The following is an 18,807-nucleotide window of genomic DNA, read 5'->3' on the forward strand; positions in this document are numbered from 1 at the left end:
GGCGTAATGAAAGGCTTGGCACATGAGTTCCGCACCTGCACAGCACGACGCACCGACCGACGCACCGATTGACGCCAGCCCCGGCGGCACCGACGAGGTGAGCGCCTTCACCGAGCTCGGGCTGCGCGCCGAGTTGCTGGGCGCGCTCGCCGCCCTCGGGTACGAGGAGCCGACCCCCATCCAGCGGGAGGCGATCCCGCCGCTGCTGGATGGCCGAGATCTGCTGGGTCAGGCGGCCACCGGCACCGGCAAGACGGCGGCGTTCGCGCTGCCGCTGCTGAACCTGATGACGCCGCATCGCCGCGACGGCGACCCGGTGGCGCTGGTGCTGGTGCCGACCCGGGAGTTGGCGGTGCAGGTCTCCGAGGCGTTCCACCGCTACGGCAAGGACCTCGGCGCGCGGGTGCTGCCGATCTACGGTGGCCAGCCGATCGGGCGGCAGTTGCGGGCACTGGACAGCGGCGTGGACGTGGTGGTGGCCACCCCGGGTCGGGCGCTGGACCACATCGCCCGGGGCACGCTGCGCCTGGGCGGGCTGGCGACGGTGGTGCTCGACGAGGCCGACGAGATGCTCGACATGGGCTTCGCCGAGGACATCGAGGCGATCCTGGAGCACGCTCCGGCCCAGCGTCAGACGGTGCTCTTCTCGGCCACCATGCCGTCGCGCATCGACGGGATGGCCCGCCAGCACCTGCGCGAGCCGGTCCGGATCGAGATCGGCCGGGAGCAGACCGTCGCCGGTGAGGCGCCCCGGGTGCGACAGAGCGCGTACATCGTGACGCGGGCCCACAAACCGGCGGCGCTGGGCCGGGTGCTGGACGTGGAGTCGCCCACCGCGGCGATCGTGTTCTGCCGCAGCCGCGAGGAGGTGGACCGGCTGACCGAGACGATGAACGGCCGGGGTTACCGCTCCGAGGCGCTGCACGGCGGGATGAGCCAGGAGCAGCGCGACCGGGTGATGGGCCGGCTGCGGGCGGGCACCGCCGACCTCCTGGTCGCCACCGACGTGGCGGCCCGAGGGCTGGACGTCGAGCAGCTCACCCACGTGGTCAACTACGACGTTCCGTCCGCGCCGGAGTCGTACGTGCACCGGATCGGTCGGGTCGGGCGTGCCGGCCGCGAGGGTGTGGCGATCACCCTCGCCGAGCCGCGTGAGCACCGGATGCTCAAGACCATCGAGCGGGTGACCGGTCAGCGGATCACCATCGACAAGATCCCCACCGTGGCCGACATGCGCACCCGCCGGTTGGAGCTGACCCAGGCGGCGCTGCGGGAGAGCCTGCTGGAGGACGACCTCGACCCGTACCGGGTGATCGTGGAGACGCTGACCGACGAGTTCGACCTGATGGAGGTCGCCCTCGCCGCCGTGAAGCTGGCCCACGAGGTGACCTCGCCGGGCGCCGACGACGAGGAGGAGATCCCGCAGGTGCCGGTGCGCGCTCCCCGCGAGGGTCGACCGGAGACCGGCGGCCGGGGCGGCGACCGGCGGGGCGGGGGCCGGCCGCGCTCGGGCGGCGGCAACACCGTCCAGGTCTTCGTCGGCCTGGGCCGACGGGCCGGGGTGCGCCCGCAGGATCTGGTGGGCGCGATCACCGGGGAGACCGGGATCCGTGGCCGCGACATCGGCTCGATCGAGATCGCCGACCGGTTCTCGCTGGTGGAGGTGCCGCAGGGGGTGGCCGACGAGGTGATCTCCGGGTTGCGGCAGAGCACCATCAAGGGCCGCAAGGCCACCGTGCGCCGCGACCGCGGGGGCGACGAACGCTGATCCCGCCGCCGGTCTGCGCACGCCGCCGGCGACCGCCGGGTACGACGGTCGTCGGCGGCGTGCGGCTCAGAAGGAGTACGGGCCGAAGCGGCCCCAGGCCACCACGGTGGCGAGCACGAGCAGCACCGCACAGGTGATCGCGCCCTGGATCTCCGTGCGACGCTCGGCCGCCGTGTCGCGCTGCTTGCGGTCGCGCAGGTGCACGGAGATGCCGCCGACCATGACGATGACCAGCCCGACGGCGGCGAGCGGGGTGAGCACGGTGGCGATGCCGGCGAGCGGGGGCAGCACCAGCCCGACGGCGGCCAACAGCTCGACCGCGCCGAGTGCCTTGACCTGGGTCGGTGGGACCGGGTCCACCCACCGCATCAGCTCCCGCAGCTTGTCCTTGGGTTGGGTCAGCTTGGCGAAGCCGGCGCCGACGAAGACGGCGGCGAGCAGGATCTGGATGATCCAGAGCACCAGGTTCACGGGGGTTCCTCCAGGGGACCGCCTCGCGGCGGAGAGGCAGTTGAGGGTTCACGCGGCACAGTAGACCTCTTTGCGCGTACCAAAGGACCCCCGCCGTCTCCGATGACGGCGGGGGTCCTTTGGGGTTGCGGCGTCAGACCGTGAAGAGCGCCGGACCGTCCAGCGTCTCGACCTCGGCCGGGCGCAGCGCCAGGGCGAGCACGTCGGCCACGTCGGCCAGGGTGTGCACGGTCAGCGCCTCACGCACCTCGGTCGGCAGGTCGTCCAGGTCGGGCTCGTTGCGCGCCGGGATGATGACCTCGGTGAGGCCGGCCCGGTGCGCGGCGAGCAGCTTCTGCTTCACCCCACCGATCGGCAGCACCCGACCGGAGAGCGTCACCTCGCCGGTCATCCCGAACTCGGGGCGGACCGGGCGGCCGGTGACCAGCGACGCCAGGGCGGTGACCATGGTGATGCCGGCGCTCGGGCCGTCCTTGGGCACCGCGCCCGCCGGGACGTGCAGGTGGATCCGCCGTCCCGCCAGGGCGTTCGGGTCGATGCCGAGCCGGCGCCCGTTGGAGCGCAGGTACGACAGCGCGATGTGCGCCGACTCCTTCATCACGTCGCCGAGCTGGCCGGTCAGGGTCAGCCCTGGCTCGCCCTCCATGCTCGTCGCCTCGATGAAGAGCACGTCCCCACCGGCACCGGTGACGGCGAGGCCGGTCGCCACACCGGGCACCGCGGTGCGCTCGGCCGACTCCGGGGTGAACTTCGGCCGGCCCAGGTAGCCGGTGAGGTTGTCGGTGTCGACGCGTACCGGGGTCGGGTCGGTCGCCAGCGTCACCGCCACCTTGCGCAGGATCTTGGCCAGGGCACGCTCGAGTTGCCGGACACCGGCCTCCCGGGTGTACTCCCCCGCGATCAGCGCGAGCGCCTCGTCGGCGACGCCGACCTCGTCGGCGGTCAGCCCGGCCCGGTCCCGCTGCCGGGGCAGCAGGTGGTCGCGGGCGATGGCGACCTTCTCGTCCTCGGTGTAGCCGTCCAGCGTGACCAGTTCCATCCGGTCCAGCAGCGGGCCGGGGATGGACTCCACCACGTTGGCGGTGGCCAGGAACAGCACGTCGGACAGGTCCAGGTCGACCTCCAGGTAGTGGTCCCGGAAGGTGTGGTTCTGCGCCGGGTCGAGGACCTCCAGCAGGGCGGCGGCCGGGTCGCCGGCGTAGCCGGCGGAGACCTTGTCCACCTCGTCGAGGAGCACGACCGGGTTCATCGAGCCGGCCTCGCGCAGCGCGCGGACGATCCGGCCGGGCAGCGCGCCCACGTAGGTGCGCCGGTGACCGCGGATCTCCGCCTCGTCGCGGACACCGCCGAGGGACACCCGGACGAAGTTGCGTCCGAGCGCCCGCGCCACGGACTCGCCGAGGCTGGTCTTGCCGACCCCGGGCGGACCGGCGAGGGCGAGGACCGCGCCGGAGCCGCGACCGCCGACCACGCCGAGGTTGCGCTCGGCCCGCCGGTTGCGCACCGCCAGGTACTCCAGGATGCGGTCCTTCACGTCGGCCAGGCCGGCGTGGTCGGCGTTGAGCACCGCCCGGGCCGCGGCCAGGTCGGTGTTGTCCTCGGTACGCGTGCCCCACGGCATCTCCAGCACCGTGTCGAGCCAGGTGCGGATCCAGCCCGCCTCCGGGGAGGCGTCGCTGGCCCGCTCCAGCTTGCCGACCTCGCGCATGGCCGCCTCGCGGACCTTCTCCGGCAGCTCGGCGGACTCGACGCGGGACCGGTAGTCGGCGGAGCCGTCCGGCTCGTCCTCGCCCAGCTCCTTGCGGATCGCGGCGAGCTGCTGACGCAGCAGGAACTCCCGCTGGGACTTCTCCAGCCCCTCCCGGACGTCACTGTTGATCTGCTCGGTGACCTCCTGCTCGGCCAGGTAGTCCTTCACCCAGCCGACCAGCAGCTCCAACCGGGCGGTGACGTCCGCTGCGGCGAGCAGTTCGTTCTTCTGCTCCAGGGTCAACCAGGGCGCGTAGCCGGCCGAGTCGGCCAGCTCGGACAGGTCGGTCATCCGCTCCACCGCGTCGATGACCTGCCAGGCGCCCCGCTGCTGGAGCACGGAGGTCACCAGGGCGCGGTACTCGCGGGCGAGTTCCCGGGCGCGGCCGGCGGGAGCGGGTTCGTCGAGTTCGGTCGCCTCGACCCAGAGTGCGGCGCCGGGGCCGGGCACGCCGGAGCCGATCCGGGCCCGGGACAGGCCACGGATGACGGCGGCGGGCTCACCCTCGGGGAGCCGGCCGACCTTCTCGATGGTGGCGACGACGCCGACCGGGCCGTACTCGCCGTCGATGCGCGGCACGGCCAGCAGCTTGCGGTCGCCGGTCGCCCGCGCCGCGTCGATCGCGGCCTGGGTGGTCGGGTCGAGGGTCACCGGGATGACCATGCCGGGCAGCAGCACGGCGTCGGTCAGGGGAAGTACCGGAAGAGTTGCCATCGAACACCTGCTATCGCGTTGAGTTGAGCGTGTCTCACTCAAGTAACAAAGCGTTCCCCTTGTTCCGGCTTGTGACCCAGGCCACTCCGATGAAGTGATCCCCCCAATTCCCCTCGTTCGGTGCGTACCGGCATGATCGGTACCCACCGGGGAACGGCGCAGACATGCCGGGAGCCTCCACCATCCGACTCGTCGTCGTGGACGATCACGCCCTCTTCGTCCACGGGCTGGAGTCGCTGCTCCCGCTCACCACCGACGGTCGCGTCGAGGTGGTCGCCTCGACCGGCGACGCCGCCGCCGCGGCCGCGCTGACCAGCAGCTGCCGACCCGACCTGGTCCTGGTCGACCTGCACCTGCCGGCACCCGGCGGGGTCCGGGCGGTCGCCGCGATCCGGCGGGCCACCCCGCGGGTACGGGTGATCGCGATGTCCGGTTCCGTCGACCCCGCCCCGGCGTTGGAGGCACTGCGGGCCGGCGCCGAGGGGTTCCTGCCGAAGACCGGTGAACCGGCACAACTTCTGCCCCCGTTGCTGGCCGTTCTCGACGGCTGGGCGGTGCTTCCGGCCCAGGTGCTGCGTGCCCTGCTGCGGCCCACGCACGCCAGATCCGTCGACCTGGACGGCGAGGAACGGCGGCTGCTGCGGGCGATCGCCGCCGGCCGCAGGACCGTCGACATCGCCGAAGAACTGCACGTCTCGGAACGGACGGTGAAACGGATGACCGCCGCGTTGCTGCGCCGGCTGCGGGTGTCCAACCGGGCGGAGGCGGCCGCCGTGGCCGGGCACACCGGCCTCCTCGACGATTGCGGCCCCCACCGATTCCCGGCTTTTCTCGGTAACGAACGGAATCACGACGCGCCGAATGGGGCGCATATTGTTGCGGAATACCGGGCTGATAGGTCAGACTTTGGACACATCCCGCCGCACACAGGGAGTAATCGGCAATGGCGAGAAAAGTAATCACGGTCCTGACCGACGACCTCGACGGCGGCAAGGCCGACCGGACGGTCGAGTTCAGTCTCGACGGCGTGGCCTACACGATCGACGTCTCGGACGAAAATGCCGGCGTCTTGCGTAAGGCACTGGATCCGTACATCAATGCGGGTCGGCGGATCGGCCGCGGCCCGGTGGAGAGCGCCCGATCGATCCGGAGGCCGGGGCGACCCACCGGCGCCGGAATGGATCGGGAGCAGAACCGGGCCATCCGGGAATGGGCCGTCAACAACGGCTACAAGATTTCCGAGCGGGGCCGGATCCCGGTTGAGGTCGTCGAGGCGTACAAGGCGCGCTGACGCGCAGGTCGCCGACGGGGTTGCGCTGGACACGGCGAGACCCCGTCGGATTGTCTCGGCGCGGCATGACGGTGGCCGGTCACCCAGGGGTTGTCACCCCGGGTGACCGGCCACCGTCGGTCGTGCTGGGTCAGTTGACGTCGATGCGTACCGAGTCGAACGCGGGCGTCTGGTTGGCCCGCTCCATCATCGGCAGCCGGTGCGAGCCGTCACCGGCCCAGACGGAGCACTGCGCGGTGCCCGACTCCGGCAGGCCCGGGATCTGGATCGTCACCTCGTCGGGCTGGGCACCACCGCGGCCGTCCTCGGTCGCGACGAAGAAGGCGGGCACCTCCTGCGGCTCCGGCGGGGTGGTCAGACTGTCCAGCATCCGGCACGCGGTGTGGAAGTGACCCCGGACCAGGCCCTGGGCGTTGAGCAGCGAGCTCTCCACGTAGTAGCCACCCTGACCGGCGGCCAGGAAGCGGTCGCGGACCAGGTTGCGGGTACTCACCCGCAGGGTGAACGCCTGGTTGCGGCCGACCTGGTCGGGGAACTGGGTGATCAGCAGGGACGGGTTGTTGGCGGCGGCGCCGACCTCACCGAACTCGGTGCTGACGCAGCGGTTGCCGATCTGGAAACCGTCGTGCGGCTGGAGTCGGCTCTCGTCGCAGTCGTTGGCCAGCACGCCGAGCCCGGCACCGGGGGCATTGCCACCGTTGTTGTTCCCGCCGCCGTTATTGCCACCACCGTTGTTGTTGCCGCCGCCGCTATTTCCGCCGCCGTTATTGCCGCCGGTATTGCCGGTCGGCTGCACCTGGCAGTCGGCGAGCTGCGCCAGGCCCTGCGGTCGAGGCCCGACCCGGTCGATCGCGGTCGTGATCCGGTCCAGTACCGCGCGCCGCTTGCCGGCCAGCGGCTGCAGGATCGCGTTGCGGATGAAAGCCTCACCCCTGTTTCCCTCGGCGGCCAACCGGCGGTCCGCCTCGGCGATCTGGGCCTGCAACTGGGCGAGGCCACGGTCCACCTCGGCCCGGGCCTGGGCCGGCACCTGCGGCAACTTCGCCGTCACGTCCGGACAGGCGATGGCCGTGCCGGTGCCCACCGTGCCGTCCTTGCCGTCCTCACACTCGGGGACCGACTGCTGCCCGTCACCCCAGTGGTTACGCACCCAGCGGCCGTTCTGCCAGGTCCGGCTGGTCGAGGCGCCGCCAGCCGGCGCGGTCGAACCGGGGCTCGGCTCCACGCACTGCCCGGCAACCGGACGAGGCTTATTTGTCCGCCGGTCCTGGGCCGACGAAATCTGGGTCACGGCGACGACTCCGCCGAAGACCACGAGCGTGCCGACAACGGCCAGCAGACGCTTGCTCCGCGCGTTGCCGGATGACCGGCGCGCCCGTGTGGACCTGCGCATCGAATTGCTCTCCTTCTCGATCCGGTAGTGGATTCCTGCCCTCGGCGGACCGACGGATGTGAGATGGCACGCCACGGTGGCGAGCACCGTGACCTACCCGGTAATGCGTCGATGGCCGACGATGCCCTTTCCGCACCGTCTCCCGCGTCCGTGGACGCGGTTGGGGAGATCCTGTTCATTCGCGCAGGAGTACGGCCCGGCAACCGGGAAGGTTCAACCGTCGCGCAGGAAATTGCCGGGACCGGAGACGGAGCCCGATCCGGGGCAGGAATCAGCAGGTAGAACGGGCGCCGGTCAGTCGGCGCAGAGGTGGTCGAAGGCGAATCCGCCGACGAGTTCGTGGCGGCGCCGACTCAGCGCGGCGATCCGCGCGGTCAGTTCGGCACGCGGCAGCAGGTCCGTGCCGGCGTCCGCCCGCAGCCGGTCCCCCACCGCGACGGTGGCGAGATCCTCGGCCAGCCGGGCCGCGTCGATGCCGCACGAGAAGCGTTGCTCGGTCACCGAGACCTCCTCGACGAGGCAGGCGTCGGGGCGGACCTGCACCCAACTCCACCCCTGCGCCGGCCCGTCGGCCCAGCGCACGTGCAGCCCGCGCACGATCGGGTCGGCCACCCGACCCGCCACGTACGCCTCGACCGCCGCCGCCCGGGTCAGCGCGCCGAGGTCGTTGACCGGCCCGGTACGGCCGTCCGGCAACCGGCCGAGGATGTCCCGGAAACCCACCGGGGTCGGTTCGTCGCCGACGGCGGTCACCCCGGCCGCGCCGGCCGCGTAGGCGCGCGCGTCGATCACGTACTCCACCAGGCGTCGGCCGTGCTCGGCGGCGCGCAACGTCGGCGATCCGATCCGCAGGACGGGCAGCCCGACCGCCGCGCTCACCGCGTCCTTGAGCCGCTCGATGCGCTGCTGCGCGGAGCCGGCGGACGCGACCGGGCCGATCTCCACGGCGACGACCGCTCGGCCGGTGTCGGCGGCGCAGACCACGAAGTCGAAGCTGGCACGGCTGGCCGAACTCCACTGGCTGCCGGTGACCCCGGGCGGGCGACCCTGGACCAGATCGCTGAGCCGGCGGGCCGGATGGACCCGGAGGCCGGCGCGGCTGAGCGTCGTCTCGCGCCCACCGTCGGCGGGCAGCGCCCGCAGCCAGCCGCGGTCGTCGCTGCCGATGCTCGTCATCTGCCTGATCCATCCGCCGGTCGGTCGAGCCGGGCCGAGTCTAGGTGCTCGATCATGGAACACCGACTTCGGATGTGACCGGGATCACAGGCTGGTGACGTTCCAGGGGCGGCCGGCAGGTGTATCCAGCGACCGCCGGTACCGGACCGGCCGGAGGTGACCATGTCGCGTCAGCAGTTCGGCTTCCTCGCCGGTTTCCTCGCCGTGGCGGTCTGGGCACTCGCCGGCGTCGGCGTGACCGCCGTCGCCGTGCTCGCCGGCCTGCTCGGCTGGCTGGTGGTCCGGGTCCTCGACGGTGACCTCACGGTGACCGGCCTCGGCGACCGCCGCACCGCGCCACGGCGACGCCGATGACCGGCCGCCCGTGCGACGCCGCGGACGTCGCGCGGATCGCGGTCCAGGCCGCCGGCCTGGTGCCGGGCGTCTCCGTCGTCCGTCCGGCGGCGGTCCGCCTCGACGACCGGTCCGTCGGACTCGATCTGCATGTGATCACCTGGTACGGGCACAGTGTGCCCACCATCGCCGAAACGGTCCGGGCGGTGGTCGCCGACCGGGTGGGCGCCACCACCGGCCTCCGCGTGGCGGCGGTGACGGTCACCGTGGACGACCTGCTCGTCCCGGGCGTCGACGTCTCCGCGGCCCCCGCGACCTGGGGCGGCTGAGATGCGCACCGTCAACCGGGTCGCCTCGCTGCTGCTGGCCACCGCCCTGCTCGTCGGCGGGGCACTGGCAGCCGTCCAGGCACTCCTGCTCGCCCTGGACCGACCGGCGCCGCTGGACACCACCGGCTGGTTCGACGCCCTGAGCGGCACCCGGTGGCGCGACCCGACGGTCCGGGCGGTGGCCGGCGGCGCCGTACTGCTGGGCCTCGTCATCCTGGTCGCCCAGTTGCGCCCCTGGGCGCCGGTGCGGTTGCGCACCGACGACCACGACGGCTGGCACCTGCACCGTCGCAGTGTGGAGCGGCGGCTCTCCGACGCGGCCCGCGCGGTGCCGGGCGTACGCCGCGCCCGGGTCCGGGTCCGACGCCGCGCCGGCCAGTGGCGGCCCCGGGTGCGCGCGACGGGTGACCCGGCGGCCCGGGCGGAGATCGAGTACGCGGTGCACCAGGAGCTGCACCGGCTCACCGCGCCCCGCCCCGGACGCATCGACATCCGCCTACAGCCCCACCGGCGCCCGGCATGACCAACGCCGGCCACCGCCTGCTGTGGACGATCGTCGCGCTGCTGCTGGTGGCGGGCGGCGCGGCGGCGCTGGCGGCCGGCAACGGCACCCTGCCCGGCGCCGATCCACAGGCGGCGTTGCTCAACGCCGGGCTGTTGGACCGCTGGCGGACGGCCACGCCGTGGAGCACCCTGGCGGCGGCGGTCGGCGGGGTACTGCTCGCCCTGGCCGGGCACCGCCTCCTGGCCCGGGAGGTGCGGCGACCCGCCGGTTCGCTGCGCGGCACCCTGAGCCACCCCGGGCGACGACCGGGCCGCACTCGGCTGGCCACCGACGTCCTCACCGACGCGCTGGTGCGCGACCTGACCGCCAACCCCGAGGTACGCCGGGCCCGCGTGGTGCTCACCGGCGAACCGCCGCGCCCCGACGTGTGGATCCGGGTGGACCTGACGGCCGACGCGGCGACCGCCGGTGTACGCGAACACGTCCGCGCCGCGGTCCGCCGGTTCGCGGCGACGACCGACTGCCAGCCGGCACACCTCGACGTGACCGCCCGCATCGAGCCAGGCCAGCCCTGACCCGCGCCGCGAGGCGGGTCGGGCCGGACCCGTGCCGCACCGCCAACCGCGACGGCCCCCGGCGCGCGCCGCGGCGACCCGGTAGTCATGATCGGTGCCGCGAGCCGGATCAGGCCGCCGGCCAGGCGGGCATGATCGGTGCCGCGAACCGGGTCAGGCCGTGGCGTGCCGTGCCGTGGCCGTGCCGTGGCGTGGCGTGGCCGTGGCCGTGGCGTGTCGGCCCGGCGGGCATGATCGGTGTCGGGACGGGTGGCGGACGGAGGTGCGCGGGTGCGGGTGGTGTCACTGGTACCGTCGCTGACCGAGGCGGTGGCGCTGACCCTGCCGGGGCTGCTGGTCGGGGCCACCGACTGGTGCAGCCACCCGGCCGGGCTGGACGTCGCCCGCGTCGGCGGCAGCAAGTATCCCGACCTGGACCGGGTCCGCGCGTTGCGGCCGGATCTGGTGCTGCTGAACGTCGAGGAGAACAGCCGGGCCGACGCCGACGCGCTGCGGTCAGCCGGCGTGCCGGTGCGGGTCACCTACCCGCGTACCGTCGCGGGCGCGTTGACCGAGCTTGGCGACCTGCTGGCCGAGTTGGGCGCGCCGGCCGAGCCGGACTGGTTGCGGGCCGCTCGACGGTCGTGGGCCGCGCCACCCCGGCTGGTCCCACCCCGCCGGGCGGTGGTGCCGGTCTGGCGTCGGCCGTGGGTGGTGCTCGGCAGCGACACGTTCGCCGGCGACGTGCTGCGCCGGCTCGGCGTGGTCAACGTCTACGACGAGCACCCCGAGCGCTATCCCCGCCCGCCCCTCGCCGAGCTGCGCGAACGGGAGCCCGACCTGGTGGTGCTCCCCGACGAGCCGTACCGGTTCACCGTCGAGGACGGGCCGGAGGCGTTTCCCGGCGTACCCTGCGCTCTGCTCTCCGGCCGACACCTGACCTGGTACGGCCCGTCCCTGGCCGAGGCGCCCGCGCTCCTGGCCGAGCAGCTGTCCCGACCGGTGCTGAGCGACTGACGCGGGCCGGTCGGCGGCTCAGCCGTGGACACCCGGGCGGCGCGCGGCCACGACGCTGGCCCCGATGGAGACCACCAGGGTCAGCACCACCACCGCCAGGGTCGACCAGACCGGCAGCTTGCCCACCGGCGTCTCGGCTAGGACGAGCTTCAGGCCGGCGAAGCCGAGCAGCAGCGCCAGCCCGTAGCGCAGGTAGCCGAACTGTCGCAGCAGGCCGGCGAGACAGAAGTAGAGGCTGCGCAACCCCAGGACGGCGAACGCGGTAGCCGTCCAGACCAGGAAGGTGTTGGTGGTGATGGCGAGGATCGCCGCCACCGAGTCGATGGCGAAGAGCACGTCGGTGGCCTCGATGGCGACGAGTGCCACCACCAGCAGTGTCGCCACGCGCCGCCCGGCGACCCGGGCGGTGAACCGGTCGTCGTGGTATCGGGCGTCGGTGGGCACCAGCTTCCGGAACAGCCGGACCACGACGTTGCGTTCCGGGTCGACGTCCGGCTTCCCGCGTACGGCCAGCCGCCAGCCCGTCCAGATCAGGAAGGCGCCCAGCGCGAACCCGGCCCAGGTGAGCCGCTCCAGTAGCTGCGCGCCGGCGAAGATGAACAGCAGGCGGAAGGCGAGCGCCCCGACGACTCCCCAGAACAGCACCTTGTGCTGATAGCCCGACGGCACCTGGAAGTAGCCGAAGAGCAGGGCGAAGACGAACACGTTGTCCACCGAGAGCGCCTTCTCCAACAGGTAGCCGGAGAAGTACGCGATGGCCGGGTCACCGCCGAGGCCCCACCACAGGACCAACCCGAACAGCAGACCCGCGCCGACCCAGACGGCGCTCCACAGCAGCGCCTCGCGTAGCCCGATGACGTGGTTGTCCCGGTGCAGGAGCACGTCGACGGCGAGCAGTACGGCGATCCCCGCGCCCGCGGCCGCCCAGGCCCAGAGCGGCACCGCGACCGTCGCCTCAGCCACCGACGCCCTCCGCATCGCCGCTGCCCAACAGCGGACCGCCTCCGACCCTAGGCGAGTCCCCCCGCCGCCACCGCCGCTCCGACAAAGTCCGTTCCGCCCGCCGATCTTGCACTTTCTGCCCCGACCAAAGGCGCGAAACGGGACACACCGGCGACCGAAAGTGCAAGATCGACGCATGGGTGGGGTGGGGGTGGGGCGGGGGTGGGTCTGCCGGGCATTGGTGGGGGGTGATCCGGCAGGATCGAGGGTGACCGGGCACATCAATCGACACGGCAGGAGATTCCCGCATGAACCAGGCAGCAGGCGCCCGATCCGGCAAGCCCGAGGTGGGTCCGATCGAGGGTGCGCCGCCGGCCGACCTCGTGATCGAGGACATCACCGTGGGCGAGGGGGCCGAGGCCCAGTCGGGCCAGTTGGCCAGCGTGCACTACGTGGGCGTGTCGCACTCCACCGGCGCCGAGTTCGACTCGTCCTGGAACCGGGGCGAGGCGTTCGAGTTTCCGCTCGGCGGCGGTCAGGTCATCGCCGGCTGGGACCGGGGCGTCGTCGGCATGCGCGTCGGCGGCCGTCGCCGTCTCACCATCCCGCCACACCTGGGGTACGGCGACCGCGGTGCGGGCGGCGTCATCAAGCCGGGTGAGACGCTCGTCTTCGTCGTCGACCTGCTCGACGTGCGCTGACCGACGCTCGGGGGTCGTCGGCGCGTGCCGGCGGCCCCGCGGCGGCCGTCGAACAGCGACGGGGCTCGCGGGCCCGGGGTCAGGCGGCCAGTCGCAGGTCGGCCGGCTCGACCGCCGGGCGGCGGGCGGCCTCGACGACCCGGGCCGGCTCCAGAATCGGCATCACCCGGTGCAGGCCGGTGGCGCGCAACACTCGGGCCACGACCGGGCTCGGGTCGACCAGGACCAGCTCACCACCACACGCCCGGACCCGCAGGTGCGCGGCGAGCAGCGTGCGGACGCCTGCGGCGGAGAGCAGCCGCACCCCGGACAGCTCCACCTGGATCACCGGACGGGCCGGCACCGACCACAGCGCGGACCGGAACGCGGCCACCGTGGCGATGTCGACCTCACCGGCCACCCGCACGAGGACCACCTGGTCACCCACGCTGACCTGCACGTCGAGCCGGTCGATCCGTTCTCCCATGCCGAGAAATCTAGCCTCCCCCACCGACAGTTTCGGCCTCCGCGGGAGTGATTCCGGGTACGCCCAGGGTCTTACCCCGAGGTGCCCCTCGTCCCCCTCGGGGTAGGGGCCGGGGCCCAGCGCCGCAGCGTGCACCCCGAGCGCCGGGCCGTGCCCTGCCGGGTATCCGCAGCAGCGCTACGCCGCGACAGCACGGACACCGTGTCGATCATGGGCGGTGGTCGGCCCCGATGGCGCGGGGTGCTCGCCGACCTGCCCGCGTACCCCTGGAATTGACACGCCCGGGCCGGCCCGCCGTGGTGGCGGGCCGGCCCCGGGTGCCGGTGCCGGTGTCTCAGCGGCCGCTGACCGAGGGCGCCGGGGCGGGCGAACCACCGGCCACCGCGCCCGGGTGCGCCGGGGCGACCGGCGCGGGCCTGAGCCCGGGTGGCACCGGCAGGGCGCTGCCCCGGACGAACTCGTCCCAGCTCACATTCCACGCCGTCCAGCCGTTGCCCGGCTGCAACTCCACCTCGGTGCCCTTGACGGTGACCAGGTCGCCGACCTGGGTCACCCCCATCAGCCAGTCGGCGGCCGTGGCGGAGACGTTCGCGCAGCCGTGCGAGGTGTTGGTGTTGCCCTGCTCTCCCTCCGACCAGGGCGCGGAGTGGATGAACTCGCCACCCCAGGTGTAGCGCTGGGCGTCGTCGACGTCGACCACATAGCCGCCGTTCGGCTCACCCCGGGTGTCGAAGGTGGTCCGCTCGTGCTTCTCCATGATCACCATCTTGCCGCTGGAACTCGGTGTGCTCGGCTTGCCCAGGCTGACCGGGATGCGACGGATCTGTTTGCCGTCGCGCAGCACCGTCATCTGCTTGGTGGCGTTGTCGATCTCCAGCGCGAGCTGGCGTCCGATCTTGGAGGTCGCGGTCCGCTCGGCGTCACCGACCCGGTCCTTGCCGATCGGCAGGCCCTCCAGGCCGGCCCGGACACTGATCGAGGTCCCCGGTTTCCAGAAGTCGGGCGCCCGGTAATAGACCTGACTGCCATCCTCAAGCCACGACCAGGTGCCCGGCTGCGGCGGATTCGTCTTGACGAACAACCGTCGCTGGACATCCGCTCTGGCCTCTTTCGGAATTGCCGGGTCGAACGCGACGGTTACCGGCATCGCCGTGCCGTACGTCCGATTACCCACAAAATAGAGGGTGCTGGTGATCTGCGGTTTGGTCGATTTGGCCATGGTGGTGAACGTGGTGGTGCGGGTGGTGGTGGCACCGGAGTCCCCGGTGGCGGTCACCTCGGCCGTGTACGTCCGCCGTGGTTGCAGCGGCCCCTTCGGCACCCAACCCGAGCCGTCCTCACGCGGCTCGGCGTCGACCACCTTGCCCTTGTCGTCGGTGAGGCGTACGCCGGTGACCCGTCCACCCTTGACCACGGTGCCCACCTCGGCGCTGACCGGAACGTCCCGGGCCTTGTCCCCCGGCGTCACGGCGAGGTCCGGCCCGGCGACGTGGTGCTTGGCCGAACCGTTCGCCGTGTCCCGGTCGGCGGTGCACCCACCCAGGACGAGCGGTGCGGCTGCGATGGTTACCGCCAACAGCGTCAATCGCCGCCTAGACGTCATGTTCAGTCCCCCCGTTTTCGACTTCCCTCCGCCACATTCTCGCCCGCTCGACAGGGCCGTCCACGGCATTCGGAAATAATCGACGGCGCATTTACCGACGCATTTTCCGGCAATGTTCCGCTTGTTGGAACAGCGGCTCAACCGGCCCCTGTCGGGCCCTTTGCCCTGCTTGCGCGACCCCGGACCGGCTGTCCGGATGACGGTGTCTGCGGGGGATGCGACGCGAACGGGGCGTGCGACCGGTCGCACCCGGTCCGTCCCGGCCCACTTCGTGCGCGGCCCGGCTTCGGTGACGCAGGGTCATCGGGACGGCACGGATACGCGCAGGTCCGGGGCGCTCCGCCCACCCCGCCCGACCGGCGCGGGAACTAGAAGGTGACGGCGGGTGGCGCACGTCGAGGCTGGACTTTTGTCACCTGAAGTGAAACTTCTGCCGAACGCGACGAAGCTTTGCCTTCGTCCGGGGGCAAGGGTAAGGTCACCTTCCAGATAGAGGGTTGCCCATTAGTCGATCAGCTTGCCGCCGCCCCTGCCGGGTTCGCTGTGTTCCGCCCCCATGGAGGGCTGGGCCGCACCGGCGCGCCGTCCTCACCGTCCAGCCGGAGCCCGCCTCCGGCCGGTTCGGCGTGCCCGGGTGACGGCAGCCAGGTCGACCGCCGCCGACGGCGTACCTGCCGTCAGGAAGGGACCACCACCATGGATCAAGAGCTCAACCGTCCGATATCGGCATCCGAGTCGATCAGCCGGCGCGGAGTGCTGCGCGCCGCGACCGTCTCCGCCGCCGCCGTCGGCGCCGCCGGTCTGCTCGCCGGCCCGGCCACCGCCGCGCCCGCCGGGCAGTCCCAGGGCCGACGTCGGGTGCCTGTCGACCGGATCAGCATCCAGCTCTACACGCTGCGCGACCAGCTCGCCGCCGACCTGCCGGGCACCCTGGACGCGCTGCGCCGGATCGGCTACCGGCGGGTGGAGCACGCCGGATTCGTCGGACGCACCGCCGCGCAGTTCCGGGCGGCGCTCGACGAGGCCGGGCTGCGGTCCACCTCCGGGCACACCGCCATCCCGCAGCCCTTCGACGCCGCCGCCTGGGAGCAGTCCCTCGCCGACGCCAACGTCGTGGGCTGCAAGAAGATCGTCCACCCGTACTTCGGTCGGGACGCCAACGGTCAGGCGATCCGGGACCCCAACGTCTACCGGGCCCTGGCGCGCGACCTGAACAAGGCCGGCCGGTTGGCCGAACGCGCCGGGCTCGACTTCGGCTACCACAACCACCAACTGGAGTTCACGCCGTTGACCGACGGCTCGACCGGCTTCGAAATCCTCACCGGGCAGACCGACCCGCGCCTGGTCCACTTCGAACTCGACCTCTACTGGACGTGGCGGGGCGCGCACGACCCGGTCGACGTGATCCGGGCCAACCGCGGCCGGATCCGCCAGGTGCACGTCAAGGACCTCGACGTCGAGGGCGGTTTCGCCGACCTCGGCGACGGCCTCATCGACTTCGGCCGCATCTTCGCCCACGAGCGGGAGGCCGGCATCGAGGAGTACATCGTGGAGCGCGACGACGCGGGCACCACGCCACGCTCCCCCGCCGACGCCCTGGACACCGCTCGCGTCGGCTTCGACTATCTCGCCTCACTTCGGTACTGAAACACCTCGGGGGACAATTGATGAACAGGACCGCATTCGTGTCCGCCCTGCTGCTGGTGACGGCCGGTCTGGCCGTACCACCGTCGGCGGCGGCCGCGGCGCCGGCCGCGCCGCCGGACAGCAGCTTCCAGAAAGTGACACTGAACGACTTCCCGGGCGAGCCGATGAGCCTCGCCGTCCTGCCCGACCTGCGGGTGCTGCACACCTCCCGCACCGGCGAGGTCCGCATCCACGACCCGCGCACCGGGCTGAACACCCTCGCCGCGGACATCCCGGTGTACGAGCACGACGAGGAGGGGTTGCAGGGGGTCGCCATCGACCCGAACTTCGCCCAGAACAAGTGGGTCTACCTCTACTACTCGCCGCCGATGGATACGCCGGTGGACGACCCGGCGACCCCCGGCGTCAACGAGGGGGACGCACCGGAGACCGGCACCGAGGCCGACTGGCAGCCGTTCAAGGGCGCACTGCGGCTGTCCCGGTTCAAGCTGGACGGGATGAAGCTCAACCTCGCCAGCGAGCAGCAGATCATCGACGTGCCCACCGACCGGGGCATCTGCTGCCACGTCGGCGGCCAGATCGACTTCGACAGCTTGGGCAACCTGTACCTGTCGACAGGTGACGACACCAACCCGTTCGCCTCCGACGGCTACATTCCGATCGACGAGCGGGCCGACCGCCACCCGGCGTTCGACGCCCAGCGTTCGGCGGCCAACACCAACGACCTGCGCGGCAAGCTGCTGCGCATCAAGGTGAAGAACGGTGGCGGTTACACCGTGCCGGCCGGCAACCTGTTCAAGCCGGGCACGGCACAGACCCGCCCGGAGATCTACGCGATGGGGCTGCGCAACGCGTTCCGGTTCTCCGTCGACAGGCGTACCGACAACGTGTACGTGGGCGACTACTCCCCGGACGCCTCCACCCCGAACCCGGAGCGTGGCCCGGCCGGGCACGGTCGGTGGATGGTCATCGACAAGCCGGCGAACTACGGCTGGCCGTACTGCGTGACGCCGACGATCGCCTACCGCGACTACGACTTCGCCACCGGCGAGTCCGGCGCCAAGTTCAACTGCAAGCGCCCGGTCAACGACTCACCGCACAACACCGGCAAGCGCGTGCTGCCACCGGTCGAGCAGCCGCAGGTCTGGTACGCGGCGGCCCCGTCCGCCGAGTTCCCGCAGCTGGGCACCGGCGGCATCTCTCCGATGGGCGGCCCGGCGTACGACTACGACGGGACGAGCACGTCGCGTACCCGCTGGCCGGCGTACTACGACGGGGTGCCGCTGTTCTACGAGTGGTCCCGCGACTACATCAAGGAGTTCCGCCTCGACGCCGACGGCGATGTCACGGACATCCGTCCGGTGGCGCCGTCGCTCGTGGTGGACAACCCGATGGACATGGAGTTCGGCCCGGACGGCGCGCTCTACGTGCTGGAGTACGGTGACGGCTACTTCGCCGAGAACCCGGACGCCCAGCTGTCCCGGATCGACTTCGTCCGGGGCAACCGGACGCCGATCCCGAAGATCAGCGGCACGCCGACCGTCGGGCAGGCCCCGCTGACCGTCGCGTTCTCCAGCGCCGGCACCACCGACCCGGACGGTGACAAGCTCAGCTACGCGTGGGACTTCAACGCCGACGGTTCGGTGGACAGCACCGCTGCGAACGCGACCTGGACGTTCCCGGAGAACGGCTCGTACACCCCGACGCTGAAGGTGGCCGACCGCACCGGACGGTCCGCCTCGGCGAGCCTGCCGCTGGTGGTCGGGCCGACCGCGCCGGTCGTCGAGTTCGTCACCCCGGAGGCCGGGCAGCCCTTCCAGTTCGGGCAGACCGTCGCGTACGAGGTGAAGGTCACCGACGACCTGCCGGTGGACTGCTCCAAGGTGAAGGTCACCTACGTGCTCGGGCACGACGAGCACGGGCACCCGCTGTCCACCTCGACGGGCTGCTCCGGGAGCATTCCCACCTTCCTCGACAGTGGGCACAGCGGTGCGGACAACCTGACCGCCGTGTTCGTCGCGGAGTACACCGACGCGGGCTCTCCGGCGCAGTCGGGCTCGGCCACGGTCGTGCTGGACCCGACCCCGGTGGCCGGTCTGGCCGGCTGACCAACCCAGGATGACGGCGGCGGCGACCGGAGCACTCCG

General features: G+C 72.2%; 18 protein-coding genes. 11 read left to right on the top strand and 7 right to left on the bottom strand.

The window, feature by feature from the left end:
- The first annotated feature begins 22 nt into the window (after positions 1 to 22).
- Positions 23 to 1,768, top strand: a complete 1,746-nt coding sequence (locus ACGFIW_RS15910) for a DEAD/DEAH box helicase (protein ID WP_393315441.1) — start codon at positions 23 to 25, stop codon at positions 1,766 to 1,768.
- Between the two features lie 66 nt (positions 1,769 to 1,834).
- On the opposite strand, the gene ACGFIW_RS15915 is transcribed toward ACGFIW_RS15910, so the two are convergent.
- Both ACGFIW_RS15915 and lon read right to left on the bottom strand, forming a co-directional pair.
- A complete protein-coding gene (locus ACGFIW_RS15915) occupies positions 1,835 to 2,239 on the bottom strand; it encodes a DoxX family protein (RefSeq protein ID WP_393315444.1) in 405 nt (134 codons plus the stop codon).
- Positions 2,240 to 2,372: 133 nt separating this feature from the next.
- Positions 2,373 to 4,703, bottom strand: coding sequence for an endopeptidase La (gene lon / locus ACGFIW_RS15920; RefSeq protein WP_393315447.1), 2,331 nt, complete (start codon positions 4,701 to 4,703; stop codon positions 2,373 to 2,375).
- Between the two features lie 164 nt (positions 4,704 to 4,867).
- On the opposite strand from lon, the gene ACGFIW_RS15925 reads away from it, so the two are divergent.
- Both ACGFIW_RS15925 and ACGFIW_RS15930 read left to right on the top strand, forming a co-directional pair.
- Positions 4,868 to 5,662, top strand: a complete 795-nt coding sequence (locus ACGFIW_RS15925; protein WP_393315450.1) for a response regulator — start codon at positions 4,868 to 4,870, stop codon at positions 5,660 to 5,662.
- Entirely contained in the window at positions 5,647 to 5,994 is a 348-nt protein-coding gene (locus ACGFIW_RS15930; RefSeq protein WP_357555231.1) for an Lsr2 family protein, read from the top strand. Before ACGFIW_RS15925 ends, ACGFIW_RS15930 begins: the two co-directional genes overlap by 16 nt.
- 130 nt (positions 5,995 to 6,124) lie before the next feature.
- Here ACGFIW_RS15930 and ACGFIW_RS15935 read toward each other — a convergent pair whose 3' ends face one another.
- Both ACGFIW_RS15935 and ACGFIW_RS15940 read right to left on the bottom strand, forming a co-directional pair.
- Positions 6,125 to 7,387 carry a hypothetical protein gene (locus ACGFIW_RS15935; protein ID WP_393315453.1) on the bottom strand — a complete coding sequence of 421 codons (1,263 nt, stop codon included), beginning with the start codon at positions 7,385 to 7,387 and terminating at the stop codon, positions 6,125 to 6,127.
- 294 nt (positions 7,388 to 7,681) lie between these two features.
- Entirely contained in the window at positions 7,682 to 8,563 is an 882-nt protein-coding gene (locus ACGFIW_RS15940) for a DUF2726 domain-containing protein (RefSeq protein WP_393315456.1), read from the bottom strand.
- Between the two features lie 162 nt (positions 8,564 to 8,725).
- Here ACGFIW_RS15940 and ACGFIW_RS15945 point away from each other — a divergent pair, with 162 nt between their 5' ends.
- From ACGFIW_RS15945 to ACGFIW_RS15965, 5 genes are all read left to right on the top strand, one after another.
- The gene (locus tag ACGFIW_RS15945) at positions 8,726 to 8,917 is read left to right on the top strand and encodes a hypothetical protein (RefSeq protein ID WP_393315458.1); all 192 of its coding nucleotides are present in this window, start codon (positions 8,726 to 8,728) and stop codon (positions 8,915 to 8,917) included.
- Entirely contained in the window at positions 8,914 to 9,225 is a 312-nt protein-coding gene (locus ACGFIW_RS15950; protein WP_393315461.1) for an Asp23/Gls24 family envelope stress response protein, read from the top strand. Before ACGFIW_RS15945 ends, ACGFIW_RS15950 begins: the two co-directional genes overlap by 4 nt.
- Position 9,226: 1 nt before the next feature.
- On the top strand, positions 9,227 to 9,748 hold the full coding sequence (locus ACGFIW_RS15955; RefSeq protein ID WP_393315464.1) for a DUF6286 domain-containing protein: 522 nt from the start codon (positions 9,227 to 9,229) through the stop codon (positions 9,746 to 9,748).
- Positions 9,745 to 10,305, top strand: coding sequence for a hypothetical protein (locus ACGFIW_RS15960; protein ID WP_393315467.1), 561 nt, complete (start codon positions 9,745 to 9,747; stop codon positions 10,303 to 10,305). Before ACGFIW_RS15955 ends, ACGFIW_RS15960 begins: the two co-directional genes overlap by 4 nt.
- A 270-nt stretch (positions 10,306 to 10,575) precedes the next feature.
- Positions 10,576 to 11,301 (top strand): helical backbone metal receptor, encoded by a 726-nt coding sequence (locus ACGFIW_RS15965; RefSeq protein ID WP_393315469.1) that lies wholly within the window; start codon positions 10,576 to 10,578, stop codon positions 11,299 to 11,301.
- Positions 11,302 to 11,319: 18 nt separating this feature from the next.
- Here the strand turns inward: ACGFIW_RS15965 and ACGFIW_RS15970 are convergent, their stop codons facing one another.
- A complete protein-coding gene (locus ACGFIW_RS15970) occupies positions 11,320 to 12,279 on the bottom strand; it encodes a TerC/Alx family metal homeostasis membrane protein (RefSeq protein ID WP_393315472.1) in 960 nt (319 codons plus the stop codon).
- 272 nt (positions 12,280 to 12,551) lie between these two features.
- On the opposite strand from ACGFIW_RS15970, the gene ACGFIW_RS15975 reads away from it, so the two are divergent.
- A complete protein-coding gene (locus ACGFIW_RS15975; protein ID WP_393315475.1) occupies positions 12,552 to 12,944 on the top strand; it encodes an FKBP-type peptidyl-prolyl cis-trans isomerase in 393 nt (130 codons plus the stop codon).
- A gap of 79 nt (positions 12,945 to 13,023) precedes the next feature.
- Here ACGFIW_RS15975 and ACGFIW_RS15980 read toward each other — a convergent pair whose 3' ends face one another.
- Both ACGFIW_RS15980 and ACGFIW_RS15985 read right to left on the bottom strand, forming a co-directional pair.
- Complete coding sequence (locus tag ACGFIW_RS15980; RefSeq protein WP_393315476.1) at positions 13,024 to 13,410, bottom strand: STAS domain-containing protein; 387 nt, start codon at positions 13,408 to 13,410, stop codon at positions 13,024 to 13,026.
- A gap of 334 nt (positions 13,411 to 13,744) precedes the next feature.
- The gene (locus ACGFIW_RS15985; RefSeq protein ID WP_393315479.1) at positions 13,745 to 15,013 is read right to left on the bottom strand and encodes an Ig-like domain-containing protein; all 1,269 of its coding nucleotides are present in this window, start codon (positions 15,011 to 15,013) and stop codon (positions 13,745 to 13,747) included.
- Between the two features lie 696 nt (positions 15,014 to 15,709).
- Between ACGFIW_RS15985 and ACGFIW_RS15990 the strand changes: the two genes are divergently transcribed.
- Positions 15,710 to 16,660 carry a sugar phosphate isomerase/epimerase family protein gene (locus tag ACGFIW_RS15990; RefSeq protein ID WP_393315482.1) on the top strand — a complete coding sequence of 317 codons (951 nt, stop codon included), beginning with the start codon at positions 15,710 to 15,712 and terminating at the stop codon, positions 16,658 to 16,660.
- A 20-nt stretch (positions 16,661 to 16,680) separates the two neighbouring features.
- The gene (locus ACGFIW_RS15995) at positions 16,681 to 18,768 is read left to right on the top strand and encodes a PQQ-dependent sugar dehydrogenase (protein WP_393315484.1); all 2,088 of its coding nucleotides are present in this window, start codon (positions 16,681 to 16,683) and stop codon (positions 18,766 to 18,768) included.
- Positions 18,769 to 18,807 lie beyond the last annotated feature (39 nt).

The sequence above is a fragment of the Micromonospora sp. NPDC048935 genome (assembly GCF_043197875.1).
Lineage (GTDB): Bacteria > Actinomycetota > Actinomycetes > Mycobacteriales > Micromonosporaceae > Micromonospora.